This is a genomic window from Xylophilus sp., from assembly GCA_009914555.1.
In the GTDB taxonomy this organism is placed as follows: Bacteria; Pseudomonadota; Gammaproteobacteria; order Burkholderiales; family Burkholderiaceae_C; genus WNDY01.
Genome location: WNDY01000002.1, coordinates 76,800 through 98,693, shown reverse-complemented (window position 1 = coordinate 98,693; position 21,894 = coordinate 76,800). Strand labels below are relative to the sequence as shown.

17 protein-coding genes and 1 pseudogene are annotated in these 21,894 nt (G+C 71.3%); 13 read left to right on the top strand and 5 right to left on the bottom strand.

The window, feature by feature from the left end; all coding sequences use genetic code 11:
• The first annotated feature begins 60 nt into the window (after positions 1 to 60).
• Positions 61 to 1,203 carry a FecR domain-containing protein gene (locus GAK38_RS02225; RefSeq protein ID WP_325341224.1) on the top strand — a complete coding sequence of 381 codons (1,143 nt, stop codon included), beginning with the start codon at positions 61 to 63 and terminating at the stop codon, positions 1,201 to 1,203.
• Between the two features lie 85 nt (positions 1,204 to 1,288).
• Positions 1,289 to 3,679, top strand: coding sequence for a TonB-dependent siderophore receptor (locus GAK38_RS02220; RefSeq protein ID WP_325341063.1), 2,391 nt, complete (start codon positions 1,289 to 1,291; stop codon positions 3,677 to 3,679).
• A 227-nt stretch (positions 3,680 to 3,906) separates the two neighbouring features.
• Here GAK38_RS02220 and GAK38_RS02215 read toward each other — a convergent pair whose 3' ends face one another.
• Positions 3,907 to 4,113 carry an HVO_A0114 family putative DNA-binding protein gene (locus GAK38_RS02215; RefSeq protein WP_443089145.1) on the bottom strand — a complete coding sequence of 69 codons (207 nt, stop codon included), beginning with the start codon at positions 4,111 to 4,113 and terminating at the stop codon, positions 3,907 to 3,909.
• A gap of 257 nt (positions 4,114 to 4,370) precedes the next feature.
• Between GAK38_RS02215 and GAK38_RS02210 the strand changes: the two genes are divergently transcribed.
• The 4 genes from GAK38_RS02210 (at position 4,371) to GAK38_RS02195 (ending at position 6,765) form a co-directional block, all read left to right on the top strand.
• Complete coding sequence (locus GAK38_RS02210) at positions 4,371 to 5,540, top strand: PepSY-associated TM helix domain-containing protein (RefSeq protein ID WP_325341059.1); 1,170 nt, start codon at positions 4,371 to 4,373, stop codon at positions 5,538 to 5,540.
• Entirely contained in the window at positions 5,537 to 5,740 is a 204-nt protein-coding gene (locus GAK38_RS02205) for a hypothetical protein (RefSeq protein ID WP_325341058.1), read from the top strand. Before GAK38_RS02210 ends, GAK38_RS02205 begins: the two co-directional genes overlap by 4 nt.
• Before the next feature lie 37 nt (positions 5,741 to 5,777).
• Positions 5,778 to 5,978, top strand: a complete 201-nt coding sequence (locus GAK38_RS02200; RefSeq protein ID WP_325341057.1) for a hypothetical protein — start codon at positions 5,778 to 5,780, stop codon at positions 5,976 to 5,978.
• A gap of 61 nt (positions 5,979 to 6,039) precedes the next feature.
• The gene (locus tag GAK38_RS02195) at positions 6,040 to 6,765 is read left to right on the top strand and encodes a DUF6796 family protein (protein ID WP_325341055.1); all 726 of its coding nucleotides are present in this window, start codon (positions 6,040 to 6,042) and stop codon (positions 6,763 to 6,765) included.
• A 197-nt stretch (positions 6,766 to 6,962) separates the two neighbouring features.
• On the opposite strand, the gene hemL is transcribed toward GAK38_RS02195, so the two are convergent.
• Positions 6,963 to 8,252 (bottom strand): glutamate-1-semialdehyde 2,1-aminomutase, encoded by a 1,290-nt coding sequence (gene hemL / locus GAK38_RS02190; RefSeq protein WP_325341054.1) that lies wholly within the window; start codon positions 8,250 to 8,252, stop codon positions 6,963 to 6,965.
• On the bottom strand, positions 8,236 to 9,174 hold the full coding sequence (gene thiD, locus GAK38_RS02185; protein ID WP_325341052.1) for a bifunctional hydroxymethylpyrimidine kinase/phosphomethylpyrimidine kinase: 939 nt from the start codon (positions 9,172 to 9,174) through the stop codon (positions 8,236 to 8,238). Before thiD ends, hemL begins: the two co-directional genes overlap by 17 nt.
• 141 nt (positions 9,175 to 9,315) lie before the next feature.
• Between thiD and GAK38_RS02180 the strand changes: the two genes are divergently transcribed.
• From GAK38_RS02180 to GAK38_RS02155, 6 genes are all read left to right on the top strand, one after another.
• Positions 9,316 to 9,468, top strand: coding sequence for a rubredoxin (locus GAK38_RS02180; RefSeq protein WP_325341050.1), 153 nt, complete (start codon positions 9,316 to 9,318; stop codon positions 9,466 to 9,468).
• A gap of 63 nt (positions 9,469 to 9,531) precedes the next feature.
• Positions 9,532 to 9,927, top strand: coding sequence for a response regulator (locus GAK38_RS02175; RefSeq protein ID WP_325341049.1), 396 nt, complete (start codon positions 9,532 to 9,534; stop codon positions 9,925 to 9,927).
• Complete coding sequence (locus tag GAK38_RS02170; protein WP_325341048.1) at positions 9,927 to 10,289, top strand: response regulator; 363 nt, start codon at positions 9,927 to 9,929, stop codon at positions 10,287 to 10,289. The genes GAK38_RS02175 and GAK38_RS02170 overlap by 1 nt, the downstream gene beginning before the upstream one ends.
• Before the next feature lie 19 nt (positions 10,290 to 10,308).
• Positions 10,309 to 10,857 (top strand): chemotaxis protein CheW, encoded by a 549-nt coding sequence (locus GAK38_RS02165; RefSeq protein ID WP_325341046.1) that lies wholly within the window; start codon positions 10,309 to 10,311, stop codon positions 10,855 to 10,857.
• Positions 10,858 to 10,879: 22 nt separating this feature from the next.
• A complete protein-coding gene (locus GAK38_RS02160; RefSeq protein ID WP_325341044.1) occupies positions 10,880 to 13,153 on the top strand; it encodes a methyl-accepting chemotaxis protein in 2,274 nt (757 codons plus the stop codon).
• Positions 13,154 to 13,171: 18 nt separating this feature from the next.
• Complete coding sequence (locus GAK38_RS02155) at positions 13,172 to 19,282, top strand: Hpt domain-containing protein (protein ID WP_325341042.1); 6,111 nt, start codon at positions 13,172 to 13,174, stop codon at positions 19,280 to 19,282.
• 77 nt (positions 19,283 to 19,359) lie between these two features.
• On the opposite strand, the gene GAK38_RS23810 is transcribed toward GAK38_RS02155, so the two are convergent.
• Both GAK38_RS23810 and GAK38_RS23805 read right to left on the bottom strand, forming a co-directional pair.
• A complete protein-coding gene (locus GAK38_RS23810; protein WP_443089146.1) occupies positions 19,360 to 21,027 on the bottom strand; it encodes a hypothetical protein in 1,668 nt (555 codons plus the stop codon).
• Between the two features lie 55 nt (positions 21,028 to 21,082).
• A pseudogene (locus tag GAK38_RS23805) lies at positions 21,083 to 21,148 on the bottom strand (deoxyribodipyrimidine photo-lyase); the annotation flags it as partial.
• Between the two features lie 58 nt (positions 21,149 to 21,206).
• Between GAK38_RS23805 and GAK38_RS02145 the strand changes: the two are divergent.
• Positions 21,207 to 21,866: a YqgE/AlgH family protein gene (locus tag GAK38_RS02145; RefSeq protein ID WP_325341040.1), complete on the top strand. Its 660-nt coding sequence runs from the start codon at positions 21,207 to 21,209 to the stop codon at positions 21,864 to 21,866.
• Positions 21,867 to 21,894 lie beyond the last annotated feature (28 nt).

Sequence of the window (21,894 nt, the reverse complement as noted above, 5' to 3'; positions counted from 1 at the left end):
GGCGCACAGGCAATACTGACGAGGCGCGCGAGATAGCGCACGACGCCTGGCTGCGCCTGGCTGCGCCTGGCCGAGTCGGCCGGGGCAGGGCGGCCGCTGCCGGCCGATGCCCGCGCCTACCTGAACACGGTCGCGGCCCACCTGCTGCTCGACCGGTACCGCCGCAGCCGGTGGCTCCGGACGCACACCGACGAGGCGCTGGCCAGCGGCGCCGCGGCTTCGCATGCGCCGGACGTGGCCGACGGCCTGATGTACCGCCAGGCGCTGGCGGCAGTAGAGGCGGCGCTGGCCGCGCTGCCCGAGCGCGTCCGCAGCGCCTTCGTCGCCCACCGCCTGCATGGCCAGAGCCAGGCGCTGATCGCCCGGCAGCTCGGGGTGTCGCTCAACACGGTCGAGCGCGACCTGACGGCGGCAACGGATCGCATCGAGGCGGCGCTGCACCACTGGCGCGGCGAGCGGCCGGGCGCCGCCGCACCGCGCAGCGGCCGGCGCAAGGGCCTGGCCTCGCTGCTGAGCCTGGCGGGCCTGAGCCTCGGCGCATCGCTGCTGTGGCAGCACTGGCGTGCGCAGGCGCTGCACTGGCAGGAGGCGTTCGCCGTGCCGCGCGGCGGCCGGCGCACCGAGACGCTGCCCGATGGCTCCGAGGTGGTGCTGGATGCCGGCACGCGCATCGAATTCGCCTTCGACGCCGGCCGCCGCGTGGCGCGGCTGCTGGCGGGGGCTGCCTTCTTCGGCGTGCAGCGCGATCCCGGCCGCCCGTTCCTGGTGGAGGCCGGCGGCGTGACGGCGACCGTGCTCGGCACGCGCTTCGGGGTGGACCGCGAACCCGGCGGCGCGGTGCTGGTGCAGGTGGAATCGGGCCGGGTGCGGGTGGAGCATGCGGCAGCCGCCGCGGTCGAGCTGACGGCCGGCCAGGGCCTGCGCATCGGTGCCGATGGCCGCGGGCAGCCGGCGGCCGGCGCGGCCGCGTCCTGGCGCGACGGCATACGGCACTTCGACGCGGTGCCGCTCGGGGAGGTGGTGCAGCGCCTGGCGCGCTATGCCCGCTTCGAGCTGCAGGCCGAGCCGCGTGCGGCCCGCCTGCGCGTCAGCGGCACTGTCGAGGTGGCCCATTTGGGCGAATGGTTGCAGTCGCTGCATGCCGTGCTGCCGGTGCGCGTGGCGCGCCAGGGCGACGGCGTGGTGTGGATCGCTGCGCACTAGAAAAAATCTTCAGGGATCCGGCAGTTCGTTCGTCCAGCAGGTTGAGAGCCTTTCTTCGACCTGTCTTGCCAAAGGACGCTTCAGCATGATCTCCGATTCTTTCTTCCGTCTGCATACGCTGGCCCGGGCGGCCATGGCCGTGGGCCTCGCGCTGCAGATCCAGTGCACCATGGCCCAGGCCCGCAGCTTCGACGTGCCCGCCCAGCCGCTCGCGCCGGCCCTGGCCGCCTTGGCATCGCAGGCCGGCCTGCAGCTCGCCTTCGCGCCCGAACTGGCCGAAGGCCGGCAGTCCGCCGCCGTGCGCGGCAACTTCGAAGTGGCCGATGCTCTGCGCGTACTGTTGGCCGGCAGCGGGCTGCAGGGCAGGGTGCAGGGCCGTACGCTGGTGGTCGAACGGGCTCCGCAGGCCGCCCGCTCGCTCGGCGAGGTGACGGTGAGCGCCCAGGCTGACCGCAGCGGCACGACCGAGGGCACAGAGTCCTACACCACGCGTGCCACCGCCACGGCCACGGGCCTGGGCCTGTCGCTGCGCGAGACGCCGCAGTCCGTCAGCGTGGTCACGCGCCAGCAGATCGAGGACCAGGGCTACATCACGGCCAAGGACGCGCTGGACAGCGTGACCGGCGTGTATGGCAACGACTGGGATACCAAGCGCACTTACTACTATGCGTGTGGCTTCAGCATCGACCGGGTGTCCTTCGATGGTGTCGTCACCAACGATGGCAGCGGCGGCATCTATGGTGAAAACGCCCAGGATCTGGCGTTCTATGACCGCGTCGAGATCGTGCGCGGCGCCACCGGCCTGCTGACCGGCGCGGGCGAGCCGTCGGCCACCGTCAACTACGTGCGCAAGCGTGCCGACAGCAAGACCTTCCAGGGCAGCGCCAGACTGAGCCTGGGCTCCTGGAGCAACCGGCGCGCGGAGGTGGACCTGTCCACGCCGCTGACCAGCGATGGTCGCGTGCGCGGCCGGCTGGTGGCCGTGGCGCAGGACAAGGAGTCCCACCTCGACTTCTACAAAAACAAGAAGCAGGGGATCTACGGCACGATCGAGGCCGACCTGACCCCGCGAACGAAGCTGTCGGTCGGCGCGGACTACACCCGCGACAAGATCGACGGGGCGACCTGGGGCGGCCTGCCGGTGCTCTTCAGCGACGGCACGGCCACCAACCTGTCGCGGTCGAAGAACGAAGGCGCTAGCTGGACGTACTGGAACTCCACCATCAAGTCGGCGTTCGTCGATGTCGAGCACCGCTTCGACAACGGCTGGAGCCTGAAGGGCAGCCTGACCCAGGTGGACAAGAACTACCAGAGCAAGCTGGTCCTGCCCTACGACCTGTACGGCACCGGGCTGGACAGCAGTACCGGCGCAGGCCTGTCGGCCTATTCCTGGATGGCAGACGACACCCACAAGCAGACCACCGGATCGCTGCAGGCCAGCGGGCCGTTTTCGCTGCTCGGGCGCCGGCATGAACTGATCGTGGGCTACAGCGCCAACCGGCGGCATTCGCACACCTACAACCAGAAATACGCCATCGAGGACATCGCCGACTACCGCGCCTGGGACGGCTCCTATGCCGAACCCAGCTGGACCGACTATCCCGACACCAGCATCACGCGCACGCGCGAGAACGCGCTCTACGCCGCAGCGCGCCTGTCGCTCGCCGATCCGCTCAAAGTCATCATCGGCGGGCGCCATACCGAATGGCGCAGCACGGCCGACGGCACCACGCGCTCCCACTCGGCGTTCGCCCCCTATGTCGGCGCGCTCTACGACCTGGGCAGGGACCATTCGCTGTATGCCAGCTACACCGAGATCTTCAATCCGCAGAACTACCGCGACGCCTCGGGCAACTACCTCGACCCGGTCACCGGCAAGAACTACGAGGTTGGCGTGAAGGGCGAATACCTGGACGGGCGGCTGAATGCCTCGCTCGCCGTGTTCAGGACGCTGCAGGACAACGTCGCCACGGCTGACGGCACGAACATGGTGGCGGGCACCAGCGACCAGGCCTACCGGGCCGCCAGCGGCGTGAAGAGCCGCGGCTTCGAAGCCGAACTGTCCGGCCAGCTGTTGCCGCAATGGAACCTGACCGCCGGCATCTCGCGCACCATCGTCCGCGACCAATACGGCGCGGAGTTCAACCCCTACATGCCGAAGACGCTCTTCAAGCTCGGCACGAGCTACCGGCTGCCGGGCGCCTGGAGCAAGCTGACCGTGGGCGGCAACCTGAAGTGGCAGAACGCGACCCACGACGACTTCAGCTTCGCGGCGTCCGGTGCCAGCTACCGCTATGGGCAGGGCGCGTTCGCCATGGTCGGCCTCATGGCGCGCTACGCGTTCACGCCCAGCGTGTCGCTGCAGGTCAACGTCAACAACCTGTTCGACAAGACGTACTGGGCCTACTACGCCTCCAACAGCGGAACCTATGGCGCGCCGCGCAACCTCCTGGCGACGCTGACTTACCGGTACTGATGACAGGCTCTCGGGGATGGGGTGGAATCCGGGCGACCGCCCGCCGCTTGCAGTCCATACCCCGGCCGCCTGGACTGCTTGCTCGGGCGACAGTGACTTGATCCTGGTCCGCAGGGGGACTGCCGGGCGATCGCGTTCATCGGTCAGGACGCCTCGAAACGCGGTGTCCGCACCTCAGGCTGTCCTCGTTCCTCAACCACACAGGCAGAGCCGTAATCACGCCGCCTTCAGCATGAAATCCACATCGTAGGGAACACGATGCCGCTTTCTGCGCGCTCCAGCACGCCTGCGTCCATCAGCGCTGTCACGTCGCCGTGAACCACTTTCACATCGCGTCCCACGCGCTGTGCGGCCTCACGGATGGACGCCATGCCCCCGCCCACCAGCGCCTGGAGCAGCGTCCGCCGCTTGGCAGTAAGCACCTTCCAAAGCAGGTCGGGCGTGCGTTGGCGTCTGGGGCGATGGCATCGGGCGCCTCAGCCGGCGGTCCCATGCGGACGCGCACGCCCCTGCGTCCATGCCGCTCTTTGCATCGTAAATACGATTGATTGGTATTGACTGGGTTATGCTGCGCGGCCATGCATGCTTTCGGCCAGCCGGCATCCGACGGGTTCTCCCGGCGCTGCCCGATGGCCGCGCAGCCCGTTCACGATCCCGCAAGGGCTTGGTATCGGCCTTCCCCTCTATGACCGTGGCCCCTCGTACCCCCTCCCGCTTCTTCCGCGCCAACCTCTGGCTGCACCGCTGGTGCAGCCTGGTGGCGACGCTGCCGTTCCTCATCCTCTGCCTGAGCGGCACGGTGCTGGTCTTCCACGAGGAGATCGACGCGGCCCTGGGCCACGTGCCGGCGGTGCAGCCGGGCGGGGCGGCGCACCGGCCGCTGCAGGAATCGATCGACAACCTGCTGGCCGCCCATGCCGGCGAGCGGGTGGCCAGCGTCGGGCTGGACGCGCAGGACCATCCGGGCGTGCTGATGGCAGCGATGGTGCCCGGCGAGGCGCGCAAATTCGAGAACACCAGGCTGCGCTATGCCGAACTGGCCACGGCGCGGCCCACGGCCCATGCGGTCGATCCGGCCGCCACGCTCACCGGCTTTCTGCTGGAGCTGCATGCGCGCTGGTTCCTCGGGATGGTGGGCGAGCTGATCGGCGCGGTGATCGCGCTGCTGGTGCTGGTGTCGCTGGTCTCGGGACTGGTGGTCTACTGGCCGCATGCGAAGAAGGTCGCCTTCGGCCTGCTGCGGCGCGGGCGCGGGCCGCGGCTGCGCCAGCTGGACCTGCACAACTTCATCGGCGTGGTGGTGCTGGGCTGGGCCTTCGCCGTCAGCCTGACCGGCGTGCTGCTGGGCCTGGGCACGGTGGCAACCGGCCTCTGGACGGCCACGGCCCTGGGCGAGCTGCGCGGCCAGGTGGCATCCGAACCGGTCGATGTGCGGCGTCCGCCGGTGCCGCTGGACGCCGCGGTCGCGGCCGTGGAACGCCGGGCGCCCGCCGGCTGGAAGGTCGGCACCGTCATCTATCCCGGCACCGAGTATTCGACGCCTCGGCACTACGCGGTGCTGGTGAGGGCGCCAGCGGGGCTGGAGAGCCGGCTGTTCCGCGCCGGGCTGGTCGATGCCGGCAGCGGCGAGGTCGCGGCGCTGCTGGAGATGCCCTGGTACATGCAGGCCATCGTCCTGTCGCAGCCGCTGCACTTCGGCGACTACGGCGGCCTGCCGCTCAAGCTGCTGTGGACGCTCAGCACCTGGCTCACGCTCTACATCACGGCCAACGGCGCCTGGATGTGGTGGGACCGGCGGCGCGGCCGCAGCCGGCCGGCGGCGGCCGCGGTCCGCACGGCGGCGGGGGAGGCCGCACCATGACCGGCGCGCGCACCCTGGCCGCCGCCGTGGCGCTGGCGCTGGCCTGCGTGGGCGGCATCGTCGGCATGCTGCTGGCCGACGGCGGTTGGGACTGGCTGTTCTTCGCGATGACGGCGCTGCCGCTGGCGGTCGGCGCATGGCGCTGGTGGCGGCTGCGCGTGCCCGCTGCGCGGGGCGCCGGCGCAGGGTGGATGTCGTGAATGCAAAAACCTCCATCAACCTTGCCGGAACCATGTCGTGAACGCAAAGAACTTTGTGCGCTGGTTCTCGAAAAGGACATTGAAGGGCGGCGGGCAAACGGCGCGCTGCCGCGCGCCGGCCATGCCGTGGGGCATGGGCGGGGACGAAGCCGGGCTGCTGCTGCGCATGCAGGTCCCGCTGTTGCGCAACGTCGCGTCCGCGATCGTCCATGTGACCACCGCCGGAGCAAGGGCATGAGCGCCGCCCGGCCGCTCCCAAGGCGCCCGCCTCCGAAGTCCGCGGGACGGAGGGTAGTCCAGTGAGCGCGCGGAAACGGGCGGCGTGGGCCGGCTGGGCCGGCGTGCTCGCGGCGCTGTGCTGGATCGCCGGCGATGTCCTCATCGTCGGCCATGTCGCCGATCGCGCGGCGTTCCCGCTGCTGTTCCAGACCTGGGCCGGCCGCATCGACGCGGACATGGCCGAGCACGTCGTCGGCGTGCCGACCGCGCGCCTGATCGCCGGCGCGCTGTGCGGCGTGTTCAGCGTTTGGCTGTATCTCGTCGGCAATTGGCATCTGTGGTGCGGGATGCGCGCCTGCGGGCGCATCTGGAAGATGCCCGCGATCGCGTTGATCTTCGTCGGCTGCGCGTTGTCGCCGCTGCCGCACGCGGCGTTTTACTTCGTCGGCGCGACCTACCAGGAACTGCTCGTCGCGCCGCCGCAGGCGCATGCGGCGCTGCTGGCGCTTGCCGACGAGTTCCGCCAGGTGCTGCTGATCACCTGGATGCCGGCGGTGCTGTGCCAGATGCTCGGCATGCTGTGGCTGTCTTTCGCCATTGCGAGCGGCCGCAGCGCATGGCCGCGCTGGATGGCGATCACGGTGAACCCGATCGTGCTCGGCGCGCCGATCGCCTGCACGCAGCTGCTGCTGCCGATGCAGCCATTCCAGGCCATCGCCGCAGCCTCGTTCAACGTGATGTGGCTCGTGGTCTATGCGCAATCGCTGGCGCTGATGGGAAGGTATCGCGGTGAACACTCCTTCTGACGCGGCCATCGCCGCACCGCTGCCGCGCGGCGCGCCGGGGCGCGATGTTCGCCACGGTGCTGATCGACGCGCAGGGCGAGCTGCGGTGTGTGACGGACAGCCTGAGGCTGTCGGCGTCGGGTCGCCGCACCGACCTGAGGAGTATGACCTGGAGGCCGGCAGTTGGCGCCTGCTCTGGGTCTATACCCTGAGGGGTTTCAGAGCAGCCGGAACGCCTCGCGCGCCGCGGCCACGGTCTCCTCGATATCGGCCGGCGTGTGCGCCGCGCTGACGAAGCCGGCCTCGTACAGCGCCGGCGCGATGTAGACGCCGCGGTCCAGCAGGCCGTGGAACAGCGTGTTGAACTTCGCGCCGTCGGTGCGCAGCACCTGGCCGTAGTTCTGCGGCAGTCCGGGCAGCAGGAAGAAGCCGAACATGCCGCCTTCGCTGTCGGCCGCGAAGGGCACGCCGGCATCCTTCGCTGCGTCGGCCAGGCCGTCGGTGAGCGCACGGGTGCGGGCGGACAGGCTCTCGTAGAAGCCGGGTCGGGCGACTTCGGCCAGCGTCGCCAGCCCGCAGGCCGTGGCGACCGGGTTGCCCGAGAGCGTGCCGGCCTGGTAGACCGGGCCCAGCGGCGCGAGCTGCTCCATCACGTCGCGCCGGCCGCCGAAGGCCGCCAGCGGCATGCCGCCGCCGATCACCTTGCCGAGCACCGTCAGGTCGGGCGTGATGCCCAGCAGACCCTGGGCCGAGCCGCGGCCCACGCGCAGGCCGGTCATGACCTCGTCGAAGATCAGCAGCGCGCCATGCTCGGTGCACAGCGCGCGGGCGCGGGCGGCGAACGCGGCCGAGGCGCGCACGAAGTTCATGTTGCCGGCGATCGGCTCGATGATCAGGCCGGCGATGTCGCGGCCGTGCTCGGCGAAGGCTTCTTCGAGCTGGGCGACGTTGTTGTATTCGAGCACCAGGGTGTGCCGCACCACTTCCTCGGGCACGCCGGCGCTCGTGGGATGGCCGTGGGTGGCGAGGCCGCTGCCGGCCTTGACCAGCAGTGCGTCGGCGTGGCCGTGGTAGCAGCCTTCGAACTTGACGATGACCTTGCGGCCGGTGGCGCCGCGCGCCAGGCGGATCGCGCTCATGCCGGCCTCGGTGCCCGAGCTGACGAGGCGGATCATCTCGATGGACGGCACCAGCGCGATGATGGCCTCGGCCAGCTCGATCTCGCGCTCGGTCGGCGCGCCGAAGCTGAGGCCGTCCTGCGCGGCCTGCTGCACCGCCTGCAGCACCGCCGGGTGGCCGTGGCCCAGGATCATCGGGCCCCAGGAGCCGATGTAGTCGATGAAGCGCTGGCCGTTGGCGTCCCAGAAGTGGGCGCCGTGCGCACGCTGCACGAAGCGCGGCGTGCCGCCGACGGCGCGGAAGGCGCGCACCGGCGAGTTCACGCCGCCGGGGATCAGCGCGCGGGCGCGCTCGAAGAGGGGAAGGTTGCGGTCAGTGCTTGGTGTCATGGGGGGGCATCACGAACCCGTCGGTGGCGGGCAGGTCGTCGGCTTCCTCTTCCCCGCCTTCGGCATCGGGCTGGGCCCAGAACATGCGGTCCGGCACGATGTGGCCCATGCCGGGGCGGAAGCCCGCGTCGAGGCAGCGGTCGAGGTAGGCGAGGGCCTCGGCCGTGGCTTCGCCGAGGTCGCTGCCGGCGGCCAGCAGCGCGGCCAGTGCGGCCGAGAGGGTGTCGCCGGCGCCGGTGAAAGTGGCGTCGAACAGTTCGAACTTGGCGGTGACCAGCACCGCCTGCGGCGAGGCCAGCACGTTTTCGACGAACTGCTCGGGCAGCGGGATGCCGGTCACCAGCGTATAGGGCACGCCCTGCTCGCCGGCCGCGCGGGCGATGTCGCGCGCGGTGGGGCTGCGGTCGTGGGTCCAGTCGGGCAGCAGCCAGCGCCAGAGCGTGCTGTGGTTGCCGACCAGCACCGTGGTCTGCGGCAGCATCAGTTCGCGGAAGGCGTCGAGGTACTGGTCGAGCTGGTCCTCGCCCCACCACGACAGGTCGGGCATGTAGGCCACTAAGGGCACATCGGCATAGTCGGAGGCGATCTCGGCGATCGTGCCGAGCGTCTCGGGGCTGCCGACGAAGCCGACCTTGATGACCTGCACCGCCAGGTCCTCGAGCACGGCGCGGGCCTGCTCGGCCACGGCCTCGTCGTCGAGCGGGAAGTGGTCGAAGATCTCGGCCGTGTCGCGGGCATAGGCGCCGGTCACGACCGGCAGCGCATGGCCGCCGACCGAGGCGACCGCCGCGATGTCGGCCGCGAGGCCGCCGGCGCCGCTCGGGTCGCTGGCGTTGAAGGCCAGCACGCTCGCGGGAACGCTGCTTTCCTCGTCGTCGGTGCCCGGGGGGGTGCCGGTCGGCGTGGCGGGGGAATAGGTCATGGACTGCCGCAGGAGAGGGCCAAAAAACCAGTGTGACAGGTGTCATCGGCCCGCACGTGAGGCCTCGATACAATCGTTGCATTCTATGTGAAGGCCCTTTAAGCTGGGCCATTTCGAATCGTGACGGAACCGAGAACCTGGATGTGCTTGATCTGCGGGTGGATCTACGATGAATCGGCCGGCGTGCCGGAAGATGGCATCGCGCCCGGCACCGTGTGGGAGGACGTTCCGATGAACTGGACATGCCCCGAATGCGGCGCCCGCAAGGAAGATTTCGAGATGGTGCAGATCTGATCCGGCCGCCCGGTGCCGCCCTCCATCCCCCCTTCCGTCAGCCGGACCTCGGGAGCTATCGAATTGAACACTGGCGCAGCGTCGTTCAAGGTCCTCGTGGTCGACGACAGCAACACCATCCGGCGCAGCGCCGAGATCTTCCTCAAGCAGGGCGGCCATGACGTGCTGCTGGCCGACGACGGCTTCGACGCGCTGGCCAAGGTCAATGACTACCAGCCGCAGCTGATCTTCTGCGACATCCTGATGCCCAAGCTCGACGGCTACCAGACCTGCGCCATCATCAAGCGCAACCCGCGCTTCGCCACGACGCCGCTGGTCATGCTGTCGTCCAAGGACGGCGTGTTCGACAAGGCGCGCGGCCGCATGGTCGGCTGCCAGGACTACCTCACCAAACCATTCACCAAGGACCAGCTGCTGCAGGCCGTGCAGCAGTTCGGCGCAGCCCAAGGAGCGACCTGATGCCCATCCAGAAGGTATTGATCGTGGACGACTCGAAGACGGAACTGATGTTCCTCACCGAACTGCTCCAGAAGCAGGGGCTGCAGGTGCGCACGGCCGAGAACGGCGAGGAAGCCTTCCGCCGTCTGGCCGAGGAGAAGCCCGACCTGATCCTGATGGACGTGGTCATGCCCGGCCAGAACGGCTTTCAGCTCACCCGCTCCATCAGCCGCGACCCGCAGTACGCGGACGTGCCCATCATCATGTGCACCAGCAAGAGCCAGGAGACCGACCGGGTCTGGGGCCTGCGCCAGGGTGCGCGCGGCTACATCACCAAGCCGGTGGATCCGGCCGAACTCAAGGCCAAGATCGCCGCCCTGTAAGGGCGCCCGCGCAGGTTCCATGGCCAACCGCGAAGCCCTCCGGGAACTCCAGTCCCGCCTCGCCGCCCGCCTGCAGGCCGCCCGCAGCGAGGGCCTGGCCGTCTCGTGGCTGGCCATCGAGTCCGCCGGCCGGCGCCTGCTGCTGCCGCTCGCCCAGGCCGGCGAGATCTTCTCCTGGACCGCACCCCATTCCGTGCCGCACGCGCGGCCGTGGTTCCTGGGCGTGGCCAACCTGCGCGGCGGGCTCTACGGCGTGGCCGACCTCGCCGGCTTCCTGGCGCAGGAGGCCCATGCGCCGCCGCCCGCCGCGCGCGGCGAGCAGGCCCTGGCGGAGGCCAGCCTGGTCGTCTTCAACCCGGCGCTCGAAGTCAACGCGGCCCTGCTGGTGGACCGCCTGGTCGGCCTGCGCGGCGCCGATGCCTTCGTGCACGCCCGCCCGGCCGCGGCCGACGGCTCCGCGCCGGCCTGGCAGGGCGCCGCGTATACCGACCGCGAGGGCGCGGCCTGGCAGGAGATCGACCTGCAGGCCGTCTCCCGCCATCCCGGTTTCCTGAACATCCGTGCCTGACCCTTCTTGTTGAGGCTGAACCATGTCCGTCGTTGACCATCTGGGCAAGATCTTCCAGCGCCGCCCGGCCGCAGCATCCCTGTCCTCGGCGGGCGATGCCGCCCTGCGCCTGTCGACCGACCTCGACCTCGCGCATTCGGCCCAGCCCGACGAACTGGCCAGCGTGCAGGGCTACGGCGAGAGCCGCGTCGTCGAGCCGGCGGCCGCGGCATCCGCCGAAGGCGCGGGCGACCTGATCGACTTCCCGCTGCTCGGCCGCGGCACGACCGAGCGCCACCAGCGCGTGCTCGTCGCGGCGCTGGCCGTGGGCCTCGTGGTATTGGGCGTGCTGGCCTTCTGGGTGCTGCGCCAGACCGACAAGGTCGGCCTGCAGCTGACCGCCACCGGCCAGGCGCTGATGCAGTCGCAGCGCCTGGCCAAGGCGGTGTCGCAGGCGCTGGTCGGCAACCCGCAGGCCTTCCCCGACGTGGTCGACAGCTCGGGCGTGCTCGCGCGCTCGGTGCGCGGCCTCAACCAGGGCGATGCCGAGTCCGGTGTGGCGGCGCTGGGCCGCGCCTATGCGGAGCCGCTCGGCGCGATCACGCCGCTGGTGGAGCGCGCCGAACGCAGCGCCGCCGTGGTGATCGGCCAGCAGAAGGTGCTGACCCAGGTGGGCGATGCGCTGCGCACCATCAACCGCCAGTCGTCCGACCTGCTGGAGATCGCCGAGACCGTCTCCTCGCTCAAGCTCCAGCAGAACGCGCCGGCCGGCGAGATCTCGGCCGCCGGCCAGCTCGTGATGCTGACCCAGCGCATCGGCAAGTCGGCCAACGAATTCCAGACCACCGAGGGCGTGAGCCCGGAGGCCGTCTTCCTGCTCGGCAAGGACCTGAACTCCTTCAAGGAAATCGCCCAGGGCCTGCTCGACGGCAGCGCCGAGCTGCGCCTGGCCGCGACGCGCGATGCGCAGACGCGCGAGCAGCTCGCGTCGCTGATCAAGGTGTACGAGGAGACCCGCGTGCAGGCCGGCGCCATCCTGGGCAACCTGCAGGGCCTGGTGTCGGCCCGCGAGGCGCAGGCCGCCATCCTGGCCGACAGCGAGCCGCTGCGCCGGCAGCTGCAGGACCTCCAGGGCCGCCTGTCGGCCGAAAGCGGCCTGGGCGTGGCCTCGGTGCTGGCGCTGGCCGTGCCGGCGCTCTTCGTCGTGCTCTGCGGCATCGGCATCGCGCGCGTGCAGCTGCTCGACAGCCGTGCCCGGCAGGTCGCGGCCGAGGCGCAGCAGCGCGAAGCCCAGCTCCAGGGCCAGGAGGCCAAGCGCGTCAACGACGCCAACCAGGCGGCCATTCTGCGGCTGATGAACGAGCTGCAGAACGTCGCCGAAGGCGACCTGACCCAGGAAGCCACGGTGACCGAGGACATCACCGGCGCCATCGCCGACTCGGTGAACTACACGGTCGAGGAACTGCGCCTGCTCGTGGGCAGCGTGCAGAACACGGTGGACCGCGTGGCCCAGACCACGGCGCTGGTGGACAGCACCTCCACCGAGCTGCTGGCCGCCTCGACCGAGCAGCTGCGCGAGATCCGCGAGACCGGCCGCTCGGTGCTCGACATGGCCTCGCGCATCAACGGCGTGTCCAGCCAGGCGCAGGAATCGGCCGCGGTGGCGCGCCAGTCGCTCCAGGCCGCCGACTCCGGCCTCCAGGCCGTGCAGAACGCCATCGGCGGCATGAATGCCATCCGCGACCAGATCCAGGACACTTCCAAGCGGATCAAGCGCCTGGGCGAGTCGTCGCAGGAGATCGGCGAAATCACCGAGCTGATTTCCGACATCACCGAGCAGACCAACGTGCTGGCCCTCAACGCCGCCATCCAGGCCGCCTCGGCCGGCGAGGCCGGCCGAGGCTTCTCGGTCGTGGCCGAGGAAGTGCAGCGGCTGGCCGAACGCTCGGCCGACGCCACGCGCCCGATCTCGGCGCTGGTGAAGGCCATCCAGACCGACACGCAGGATGCCGTGGCCGCCATGGAGCGCTCCACCCAGGGCGTGGTCGAAGGGGCCCGGCTGTCCGACTCGGCCGGCACGGCGCTCTCCGAGATCGACCGCGTGTCGCGCCGCCTGGCCGAGCTGATCGAGCAGATCTCCAGCTCCACCTCGCGCGCGGCCGAACTGGCCAACGGCGTGGCCGACAACATCCAGCACATCTTCGCCGTGACCGAGCAGACCGGCGAGGGCACGCGCACCACGGCCCAGCAGGTGCGCGAGCTGTCGCACATGGCCGAGGAACTGCGCCAATCCGTGGCCCGGTTCAAAATCTCCTGATCTCCACCGGACGCCCCGATGCCGATTTCCGACGCCGTTCACGAACCCGACGCCGGTGCCGGCCAGGGCGGCGAGCATGACCTCGGGCCGCTGGCCTGGGTGCAGGGCGAACTGCGCAAGTCGCTCGACAGCGCGGTCAAGTCGCTGCGCCGCTTCGTGCGCGATGCCGAGTCGGCCCGCGGATCGGAGCTGGCCACGCTCGACGCGAGCCAGCTGCGCGTGGCCCGCCAGCAGCTGCACCAGGCCGGCGGCGCGCTCCAGATGGTCGGCCACGAGTCGCCCGCGCTGGTGCTGCGTGCCATGGAGACGGCCGTGCAGCGCTTCGTGCAGCGGCCCGAGCTGTGCACCGACGCCGCGGCCGACGCGCTGGAGCGCGCGAGCTTCGCGCTCGTCGAATACCTCGAAGCTGTGCTCGCCGGCAAGCCGGTCAGCGCGGTCGCGCTGTTCCCCCAGTACAAGGACGTGCAGGCCATCGCCGGCGGCGACCGGGTGCATCCGGCCGACCTGTGGCCGGTGGAGCGCCGCCTGCGCGAGCCGGCTGCCGCGGCCTGCGGCGAAGCCGTCGCACCGCTGACCTACGGCACGCCGGTGCGCGCGCGCCTCGACCAGGCCGTGCTGCAGTTCATCAAATCGGCCGATCCGGCGGCGGCGCGCGCCATCGCCGGGATGGCGGCCGGCCTGGCCAACGGCCAGTCCGAACGTGCGCCGCGCACCTTCTGGAAGATCGCGGCCGGCTTCTTCGACGGCCTGGCGCACGGCCTGATCGGGCCGGACGTCTACGCCAAGCGGGCGGCATCGCGCGTGCTGCTGCAGTACGCGTCGCTCGCCAAGGGCGAACTCACCATCGCCGACCGGCTGCTGCAGGACCTGCTGTTCTTCTGTGCCCAGGCCCAGCCCGCGGCGCCGGGCGAGGCGCTCCTGCTGGCCGCGGTGCGCGATGCCTACGGCCTGGCGCGCCACCGCCCGGTCGACTACGCCACGCCGCGCTTCGGCCGCTTCGATCCGCAGGCGCTGGCCCAGGCGCGCAAGCGCATCGGCACCGCCACCGAAACCTGGTCGGCCCTGGCCGGCGGCGACCTGGCCAAGCTCAAGCCCGCGTCCGACCAGTTCAGCCTGGTCGGCGAGTCGCTGCGGCGCCTGCAGCCGCAGGCCGCGGCCCTGGCCGACGCGCTCGACCGCGCGGCCGACTCCACGCTGCTCAGCGGCGAGGCGCCGCCGCCCGCGCTGGCGATGGAGGTCGCCACGGCCGTGCTCTACCTGCAGGCCGCATTCAAGGAACTCGGCGCCGGCGAGGAGGGCGTCGGCGAGCGCGCCGCGCAGCTGGCCCGCCGGCTCGACCACGTGCGCGCCGGCGGCGCCGCCGAGCCGCTGGAGAGCTGGATGGAGGAGCTCTACCGCCGCGTGAGCGACAGCCAGACCCTGGGCAGCGTGGTCGACGAGCTGCGCGCCACGCTGGCCGAGGCCGAGAAGTCGCTCGACGAATTCTTCCGCCATCCCGGGGACCGCGGCCTGCTGGTGCCGGTGCCGGACCACCTCTCGCGCATGCGCGGCGTGCTGTCGGTGCTGGGGCTGGACCAGGCGCAGCATGCGGCGAGCCGCATGCGCGGGACGGTCGACCGCCTGCTGGCCGGCGAGCCGGCCGAGGAGGCCGCGCGCGGTCAGGTGTTCGAGCGGCTGGGCAACAGCATCGGCGCGCTCGGTTTCCTGATCGACATGCTGAGCTACCAGCCCACGCTGGCGCGCAAGCTGTTCGTCTACGACGAGGATGCCGGCGAACTGCGCACCCTCATGGGCCGCCAGCGCCCGCGCGCCGGCGACAGCCGCGAGGAGGCGGTGTTCCACGTCGAAGAGCGCGCGGCGCTGCCGGCCGCGCTGTCCGCCGTACCCGAGGCGCAGGCCCTGGTCGAGCCGCCGGCCGAACCGGTCGAGCTTGCACCGCCGCCCGCCGCCGCGCCCGAGCCGGTCGACGAGGACGACCTGCGCGACGTCTTCCTCGAAGAGGCGCGCGAGGTGCTCGGCCACGGCGGCGAGGCGCTCGACGTGCTCGCCGCGGCCCCCGGCGACCTGAGCCGGCAGACCACGCTGCGCCGCGCCTTCCACACGCTCAAGGGCAGCTCGCGCATGGTCGGGCTTCACGAGTTCGGCGAGGCCGCCTGGGCGCTGGAGCAGCTGCTCAACGCCTGGCTGGCCGAGCAGAAGGCCGTCGAGCCGGCGCTGCTCGCGCTGTCGCGCGCATCGCTCGGCGGCTTCGGCCGCTGGGTCGAGGCCATCGCCGCGGACGATGACGCCGACTGGAAGGCCGCGCCGTTCCGCGCCGCGGCCGATGCGCTGCGCCTGCGTGGCGAAGTCGTCCCGCTTGAAATCCCCGGGAGTATTGCGTCCAGGCGACAGCACGACGCGCGCTCTGAGGATATTCCCCCCACAGTATCCGAAGTGCCGCCGATTCTGGCGAGCGAACGGCCTTCCGACACGCCGGCCGCCGTCGAGGCCGAGGAGGTCGATTTCGCCGCGTTCGCCGCGGCCCTGCGCGAGACCTCGTTCGACGTGCTGCAGCCGGCCGCCGAAGCGCCGCCGGCCGACGCGCTCGCCGAGCCGGTCTTCGATCGCCTGCTCGAAGACGAGGCGCGGGACACCGGGTTCTCCGACACCGACATCGCCGCCTTCGGCCTGGAGCCGCAGGAAGACGGCGAGGCCGACGGCACACTGCCGCCGCCGCAGGAGCCGGCGCTGGCGCCCGATCTGCAGTTCGCCTGGGACAGCGGCGCGGCGCCTGCGGCGGCGCAGGCCGCGCAGGCCGTCGCTCCGGACGGCGGCGGTGACGACGTGGCCGACGCCCAGCCGGCCGACGAATCCGTCACCACCGACATAGCCGACCTGGCAGGGCTGGTGGCGCAGGAAGGGTCGCAGGAACTGCTGCAGGAACCGTCGCTCTCCGCGGAGCTGCAGGCGGCCTGGGACAGCTTCAACATCGTCGCCGACACCCCGGCGGTGGCGCAGGAGCAGGCGGCGGCACAATCCGCGGCGCACGCGCAGGCCGGGCCCGCGCCCGAAGCGGCCCCTGCATTCGAGGCAGACGCCGGCGCCGAGCCGATCGAAGTGGCGGCCGCAGAGGCCCGGCCGGAGCCGGCGGAGCCCGAATCCGGAACCGCGGCCGCGGTCTTCGAAGCCGCGTCGTCGCAGGAGGACCTGCCGCCCGGGCCGGAACCCGCGGCCGAACCAGTATTCGACGCCGGGCCGGCCGACGAGCACACCAAGGTCGTCGGCCCGCTGCGCATCGGCATCCCGCTCTACAACGTCTATCTGGCCGAGGCCGACGAATGGTCGCGCCGGCTGGCGGGAGAGGTCGGCGAATGGGCGCTCGAAGTCCACCGGCCGCTGCCCGACGCCGCCGTCGCGCTGGCCCATTCGCTGGCCGGCAGTTCGGCCACCGTCGGCTTCCAGGCCCTGTCGAACCTGGCCCGGCTGCTGGAGCATGCGCTGCAGCACGTGCAGCTGCAGGGCCGCGGCACACCCGGGCAGGCCGGCGTCTTCGTCGACGCGGCCGAGGACATCCGCCACCTGCTGCACCAGTTCGCCGCCGGCTTCCTGAAGGAGCCGGGCGCGCGCGTGCTGGCCGAACTGCGCGCCATCCTCGCCACCGAAGTGCCTGCCGGCGGGCCGCCGCCCGTTCCGGCCCGGGAGGCGGCGGAGCGGCTCCGTGCGGTGCCACGCAGCAGCCCCGCACCCGCGGCGCCGACCCTGCCGCCCGATGCCGGCCTGGCGCTGGCAGCAGCCGGCGCGTTCGACGACATCGCCGACGTGGCCGATGCGGTCGATCCGGACCTGTTCCCGATCTTCGAGGAAGAGGCGCTGGAGCTGCTGCCGCAGCTCGGCGGCGCGCTACGCCAGTGGGCCGCGCGGCCCGACAACGCCAGCGCCCGCAGCGAGGCGCTGCGCAACCTGCACACGCTCAAGGGCAGCGCCCGCCTGGCTGGTGCGCTGCGCCTGGGCGAACTGGCCCACCGGCTCGAATCGGCGATCGAGCTGATCGGCGGCGGCCAGCATCTGCAGGACGCCGACGCGGCCGGCCTGCTCGGCCGCTTCGATGCGCTGGCCGCCACGTTCGACGGACTGCGCGCCGGCGCGGCCGTGCCGGCGCAGGCCGAGGCGTCCGATGCGCTGCCGGCCCCGGCGTCGTCCGACGTGCCGCCGGCCGCGCCGCTGGCGCCGCTGCCTGCCGCCGCACCGGCGCCGCGTGCCGCGCCCGGCGCGCTGGTGCGCGTGCGTGCGCCGCTGCTCGACCGGCTGGTCAACCAGGCCGGCGAGGTGATGATCAGCCGCTCGCGCCTCGAAGCGCGCCTGGGCCAGATGCGCGGTTCGCTGGCCGACCTGTCGGGCAACCTCGACCGCCTGCGCCAGCAGCTGCGCGACATCGAGGTGCAGGCCGAATCGCAGATGCAGTCGCGCCTGGCGCAGGCGCAGAAGGAGGCGGCCGCCTTCGACCCGCTGGAATTCGACCGCTTCACGCGGGTCCAGGAGCTCACCCGCATGATGGCCGAGTCGGTCAACGACGTGGCCACCATCCAGCGCAACCTGCAGCGCTCCATGGAAGGGGCCGAGGACGACCTGATCGCCCAGGGACGCCAGGCGCGCGCGCTGCAGCGCGACCTGCTGCGCACCCGCATGGTGGAGTTCGACTCCATCGCCGAGCGGCTCTACGCCGTGGTGCGCCAGGCGGCCAAGGAGGCCGGCAAACAGATCCGCCTGGACATCACCGGCGGCACGACCGAGCTGGACCGCGGTGTGCTCGACCGCATGGTGCCGGTCTTCGAGCACCTGCTGCGCAACGCGGTGGTGCAAGGCATCGAAAGCCCCGGGTCGCGCGCCGGGGCCGGCAAGCCTGCCGGCGGCACCATCGCCATCGCGCTGCACCACGAAGGCAACGACGTGTCGGTGCAGCTGGAGGACGACGGCGGCGGCTTGGACCTGGCCCGCATCCGCGACAAGGCCATCGCGCAGGGGCTGCTCGAAGCGGACGCGCCCGCGCTCGACGGCGCGGCGGCGGCCGAACTCGTGTTCCGCTCCGGCTTCTCCACCGCCAGCGAGGTGACCGGCCTGGCCGGCCGCGGCATCGGCATGGACGTGGTGCGTTCCGAGGTGCAGGCGCTGGGCGGGCGCATCGAGACGGCCACGCAGCCCGGCAGGTTCACCCGCTTCAATCTGGTGCTGCCGCTGACCACGGCCGTCACCCAGGTCGTACTGCTGCGCGCCGGGCCGCTGTCCTTCGGCGTGCCGGCCGGGCTCGTGGAGATCGTGCGCCGGGTGCCGGTCGATGCGCTGGAGGCGGCCTACCGCAGCGGCGTGCTGGACGACGACGGCATCGACGGTGACACGCTACCGTTTCATTGGGCCGGCGCGCTGCTCGAATCCACGCCGCGCAGCACCGACGCCGCCGGCGGCCGCACGCGGCCGGTGGTGATCCTGCGCAGCGCGGCGCAGCGCATCGCGCTGCACGTGGACGAAGTGCTGGGCAACCAGGAAGTCGTGGTCAAGAACCTGGGCCCGCAGCTCGCGCGGCTGCCGGGGCTGGCCGGCATGTCGATGCTGCCCTCGGGCGCGGTGGTGCTGATCTACAACCCGGTGGCCCTGGCGACGGTCTACGGCGACCAGGCCCGCGAGCGCACCGCCGCCGCGCTGGCGGCGCCGGCGCAGGCCGAGGCGCCCGCTGCTGCGGCTGCCGATGGCGCGCCGCGGGTGCCGCTGGTGCTGGTGGTGGACGATTCCATCACCGTGCGCCGCGTGACCCAGCGGCTGCTGCTGCGCGCAGGCTATCGCGTGGCGCTCGCGGCCGATGGCCTGCAGGCGCTGGAGCGTTTGCAGGAAGAGCGGCCGACACTGGTGCTGTCGGACATCGAAATGCCGCGCATGGACGGCTTCGACCTGGTGCGCAACATCCGGGCCGACGCGGCGCTGGCCGACCTGCCGGTGGTGATGATCACCTCGCGCATCGCCGCGAAGCACCGGGAGCATGCGCTGTCGCTCGGCGTGAACCACTACCTGGGCAAGCCGTATTCCGAGGAGGAACTGCTGGGGCTAGTGCGGCGGTATGCGAGCGAGCAGGTGGAGGGGGCGGAGGCGGCTGCAGGCTGAACCCCGGCTGCCCGCCTTGTGCGCCGAGACGTGCTGCCGGCGGTGTCCATCCTTCCTGTGCCGCGGTGGCGCGGAGGTCACCCCGCCGCTGCAGCCGCGAAGGCCGCCGCGGGGTGGCTCGCGGTTTGCCCCGGCTCCCGCACCTTGTCGTGCGTCACCTGCCGCAGCAGTCGCGCCGCATGATCGGTGTCGGCATCGGCCCAATGGAAGCGGCGGTCGGAAAAGTGGCGCATCCAGTCCTCATAGGGCACCAACGAGGCTTTCACGCCGTGGTAGTGCCGGTAGGCGGGGCCATACTCGGCGTTGGCGGACCAGTGGGTGGCGACCACCGGCGTACCGAGTTCCAGGAACTCGTGGATATTGAGCCCGTAGGCCTCTGCCCGGTGCAGCGACAGGTAGACGTCGGCCATGCGCTGGAAGGCCAGTTGCTCCGCATCGGTGAAGTCCCGGCAGATCAAGCGGATGTTGCCGGCCTGGCCGATCATTTCTTCCAACTCCCGCTCCACGATGCGTGTCCTGTCCGAGCAGCGCACCTTCATCAGCAGCACATGGTCCGCGCTGAAGCCGAAGGCCTTCTGCCAAGCGGCCACATGCGCCCAGGGATTCTTGCGCTCCGGGCAAGCCCGGATGTCCATAATGGCCAGGCCCAGAAAGGCGCGCTCCGGCACGCCGAAGTCTGCCCGCCGGGCCGCTGCGACGTTCCGGTCGACGGCCACGTTATGGGGAACCACCTTGACCGTCAACGGCGAAGCCGAACGGATCGCGAGGCTAGAAAAAGCCGACGGCGTCCACACCTCGTCCACCAGCTTCAGCGCGAAATGCCAAGCGCGCGGGAATACCTCGTTTTCCCAGGCCCACAGGCCGATGCGGCGCGCGCCGGCCAACTGCTCCGGGCGAAACATGCGCAGCGCACGCCGTATGCGCTGCGGCTCGCACAAGAGGTAGATGCATGACACCGGTAGCGGCAGATCGCGCGCGCTCACCGCAGCGGAGCCGTCCGGCTGCCGTGACAGGTCCAGCAGAATCAGGCCGGGATGGCGCAGCCGCAGCTTGTTGCTTTCGTATTGCGCTGCCCGGCTGAGCCCGGTCCTGCCCCGGAAATCGCCGACGGCCACGACGCAGCCCTGGCCGTCGGCGAGGATCGTCGCAGCCGGATCGCGGCGGTAAGGCGCAGTGCCCAGCGTATTGCGGACACAGGCGCGCCAGCGGTCCAAGGGCTTGGCCACGCGGTCCAGCAGCAGGCCGATACTCCAGCGGCGCATGGCGCGCGGAAAGTGCCGCCAGGCATCGGGTTCCACAGATACGGGGAAGAGCGGTTCGGTGTCGAGCGGCATGCGCGGGGCGGAAGAAAAAGGGCCGGTCAAGGCGAGGCGGCACGGGCCGAAGCTCCGGGCTTGCGCCGCGAGCCGGGCATGACTCCGCAGCAAGGGCAGACGGTGCCACGCGCTCCTCCTCCGGCGGAAATCGGCGCGGAGTATGCCATCATCGAAGCAGGCAAGGACTCCCGCAACGGACGTGTCGTTGATCCATGGCGCTGCGCGCCACCTGCGACGCGTGCAGCGCATCGACAGGTGCTGGAGGACGCCAACCTCAAGCCCGCTGGCCGCCCACTGCCAGCCGCCGTTGTTGGCGAACACCGCCGCCACGCCGAGTTCGCGCGCTAGCTTCGGGATAACTTCGGCGGCCGCGCCGTGTCGCACGATCAGCCCCGCATGCGGCGCGCCGGCCGCTGCGCGGCAATGCATCGAGGATGGCCGTGTCCAGCACGAAGGCGCAGTGCACCGCGCCCCCGCTCGCCCCGGCCGCTCGCAGCGCGTGGTACAGCGCCGCGTTGTCGGCCACCCGCAGGTCCCGGCGGAACCACATGAGCATCGGAGGCGGGGCGGACGGAGCCGTCGTGGGGGGTGTCATAAAATCGAGGGCTATGGCCGCCGATTCCGCCCCCTCGTCTTTCAACCTGACCCACCACTTCCTCATCGCCATGCCGGGTCTGCGCGACGAGACCTTCGCCCGCAGCGTGATCTACCTGTGCGAGCACAGCGAAAGGGGCGCGCTCGGGCTCATGATCAACAAACCCAGCGAGATCAACATGCGGCACCTGTTCGACAAGGTCGATCTGTCGCTGCGCCGCGATGACCTAACCGACGCGCCCGTGCTGCAGGGCGGCCCGGTGCAGACCGAGCGCGGCTTCGTGCTGCATGAGCCGATGTCGGTGCGCGCCGCATCCGCCGAGGGCGAAGCCGGCATCGTGCTGGAAGAGGGCGAGGCCGACCCGCCCGAGAACGAGCCCGCCTACGCCTCCACCATGGCCGTGCCAGGCGGCCTGCTGGAGATGACCACGTCGAAGGACGTGCTCGAAGCCATCGCCACCGGCGCCGGCCCGCGCCGTGTGCTGGTCACGCTGGGCTATGCGTCGTGGGGCGAAGGCCAGCTCGAATCCGAGATCGCCGAGAACAGCTGGCTCACCGTCGGCGCCGACCTCTCGGTCATCTTCGACACGCCCGTGGGCGAGCGCTACGAGCGCGCCCTGTCGCTGCTGGGCCTGCAGCCCTGGATGCTGCTGTCCGAGGCGGGGCACGCATGAGCACAGCCATGCAACGAGGGGTAGGCCC